We start from the raw sequence: 2863 nt of genomic DNA, 5'->3' as shown, positions 1-2863 counted from the left end.
ATGGGCGGACAGCACTCTTTGAATTTTTAGAGATTCCAGCTAATTCGGCCTGTTGGGACCAATTAGAAACACATGTATTACTATCATTAGAGGATTCTGCCCGTGAGGCCGTATCTCAGCATGTTACATCTATTGAGGAGGTGCATCGTTGTGGACTCATGCTGTAATAGTGAAAGTTTAGAAACTATTGTAGAACAAGCAATACATTTATCATCAACAGATATTCATCTACAATGTGGACAGCCTATATACTTGCGACATGGTGATGGATTGAAGGCTACTAGCTTTGTGTGTACGACAGACTTAATCGAAGATATTTTACGGCGATGTGGTATAGCCTCCTACGAATGGCAATCCATTGATGAAGCATGCTCTTGTTGTGGTGTGCGCATTCGCGTTCATCTATATCGGGCTAATCAAACCATATGTGGTACTTTGCGCTTACTCTGTCATCAACAACTTTCACTAGATGATAACAGTGAAGGGCAACTGCTACAAAAATTATGTGAGGCCCATGATGGTTTATTGCTCGTCTGTGGTCCTACGGGCAGTGGTAAAAGCTTCACCTTAGCTTGTTGTATTGATTATATTAATCAGACAATGGAGCGTCATATCATAACCTTAGAAGACCCTATCGAGTTTGAATTTAAGCCTAAAAGATCTTTAATTCATCAAAGGCAATTAGGTGCTGATATTAAGTCTATGTCTGACGGTATTCGAGATGCTTTGCGGGAGGATCCAGATGTCATTATGGTGGGAGAACTTCGAGATCGTGAAACCTTAGAGGCTGCTCTTCATGCAGCTGAAACAGGTCATCTTGTGATGGCAACCATGCATACACAACGGGCTGTAATGGCTGTTCATCGCATGATTTCACTATTCCCTGGAGAACAACAAGAAGAGGTGCGCAGTCAAATATCACAAGTACTACGTGCCGTTATATGTCAACGGCTCCTTAGATGGAATAAAAAGTTCATTACCATCCGTGATATTTTATTAAATACGCATGCAGTAGCGAATTTGATACGTACTCGTAAGGAACCACAGATTATTTCTATTCAAGAAACACAATTACCTATGAAAACACTAGAGATGGCCGTACGAGATGCGAAGGTACAATATGGCTCTCAGCAACAACTACATACATTATTAGATCAACAATTATCGTAGGTGAAGGTATGGAGGCTTATGAATATGTCGTAAAAGATGAGAATAATGAAACAATCAAAGGTTTAATATGGGCGGATTCAGAACAGGAGGTCGGCACACGGTTAAAGCGAGAGGGATATAAGATTTATAAAATTACCTTACAAGTAAATAAGAAGAAACATAAGTGGAATCATACTATGGTGGTAGATGTAACCTATCAATTAGGACTACTCATCGAATCTGGCGTGCCTTTACGACGAGCATTACAGTTATTGTGTCAGGGAAAGCGAGGCCTTTTATATACAGCCTTATATGAATCGATTGAGCGTGGTCAAACGTTGTCTCAAGCATTGCGAAGTGAAGGTTGTCCTGCCATTGCACTGGCTTTATTAGAAAGTGGAGAGGCCGCAGGTACATTAGGAGAAAGCTTGCAATATATATCACGTCACTATGATTGGGAACGACAGCTACGGCAAAAGGTTATCAGTGCTATTTCTTATCCATTATTTTTACTTGTATTAATGAATATCTTTTTTCTTGTTACCATCTTGTTTATTGTTCCATCCTTTGAAAAGGTTTTTACCACCATGCATATTACATTACCAGTGATGACGCGAGCCCTCTTTGCATTAGGACAAGGGTTAAAGAATCATCCCATAGTGGTTGTTATTCTGCATTGTGTAGGCCTAGGAGCTATGGTCTTTGCATATCATCAACATAGTATAAAACGCAAAGTACATCGTTGGCTTTGGCAGTTGGCTCACCGATACCAATGGATGACCTGCATTTACTATACAAGTATGTTGAAAGTTTGGGCGCTTTTGTTAGATTCTGGAATTTCTATTATTCACACAGTGAATATTACAAGACCTTTATGGGGCAATATGTATGGTGCCGAATGTAGTGAAAAGGTAGAAGCAAAATTATTATCAGGCCATTCTTTTGAAGAGAGCCTAAGAACGGAGAATATTGGAAATTCCTTTATATGGCAAATGATCTCTATTGGAGAGGAAAGTGGGGAACTCGTAAAGATGTTAGAACATTGTGGACATTATTATGAATCTATACTTTCAAAATATATTGCCCGTCTTGAGAGACTATTAGAACCGATATTACTGACTTTGATGGGAATCGGTGTAGCCGTTTTGGTTGTATCTGTTATGTATCCGTTGTTTACGTCTATTGCTAAATTGGGAGGGCAGTAGGCATTGTTATCAAGCTATTTTACAGGATTAATAATGATAAAAGGAGGATATTATGAGTTCTGTTATGCACCTAGTTCATGGATTAAATCATAGATTAGAAATATGTGGTCAATGGATTGTAGAACATCTACAAATTAATCATGTTCGAGAAAACCTTAAAAAATCGAGAAAAGGTGGATTTACTCTTGTAGAATTAATGGTTGTCGTTGCAGTTATTGCCATATTAGCGGCCATTGCGATGCCACAATTTCTATCGGCTGCTGATCGAGCGCGAACTGCGAAGGAAACAGCAGATATTCAAATTATTAAAAATGCAACACAGCTCTATATGATTGACAAGAATGTAGATACACCGCCAACTGTAGAAAATCTATATAAAGAAGGCTATCTTACAGAACATGTTAAAACTGCAAAAGATAAAGAATATACCATTACTTATGAAGCGGTTAATGGTGGTACTGCGAAGGCAGTTGTAGTTAAAGCCCCTGATGCACCTTAATCGTAATTGA

The 2863-nt window shown here is 38.9% G+C and carries 3 protein-coding genes; all 3 read left to right on the top strand.

All coding sequences use genetic code 11. The features are described from left to right. The first annotated feature begins 150 nt into the window (after window positions 1-150). From QZ548_RS08820 to QZ548_RS08810, 3 genes are read left to right on the top strand one after another with little or no spacing between them, the layout of a single operon-like run. Window positions 151-1170 carry a type IV pilus twitching motility protein PilT gene (locus QZ548_RS08820; protein WP_295869776.1) on the top strand — a complete coding sequence of 340 codons (1020 nt, stop codon included), beginning with the start codon at window positions 151-153 and terminating at the stop codon, window positions 1168-1170. 8 nt (window positions 1171-1178) lie between these two features. Continuing rightward, window positions 1179-2354: a type II secretion system F family protein gene (locus QZ548_RS08815; protein WP_295869774.1), complete on the top strand. Its 1176-nt coding sequence runs from the start codon at window positions 1179-1181 to the stop codon at window positions 2352-2354. Window positions 2355-2406: 52 nt separating this feature from the next. Next, window positions 2407-2853 carry a competence type IV pilus major pilin ComGC gene (locus QZ548_RS08810; protein WP_295231116.1) on the top strand — a complete coding sequence of 149 codons (447 nt, stop codon included), beginning with the start codon at window positions 2407-2409 and terminating at the stop codon, window positions 2851-2853. Window positions 2854-2863: the final 10 nt, after the last annotated feature.

This window comes from uncultured Veillonella sp. (assembly GCF_915069625.1).
Taxonomy (GTDB): Bacteria; Bacillota; Negativicutes; order Veillonellales; family Veillonellaceae; genus Veillonella.
The sequence above is the reverse complement of the archived record's forward strand: the minus strand, read 5'-3'. Positions and strand labels throughout refer to the sequence as shown.

What these genes read in the sequence shown, in the direction of transcription:
- QZ548_RS08810 (WP_295231116.1), top strand. Translation starts at nt 2,407, where the DNA reads ATGAGTTCTGTTATGCACCTAGTTCATGGATTAAATCATAGATTAGAA.
- QZ548_RS08815 (WP_295869774.1), top strand. Translation starts at nt 1,179, where the DNA reads ATGGAGGCTTATGAATATGTCGTAAAAGATGAGAATAATGAAACAATC.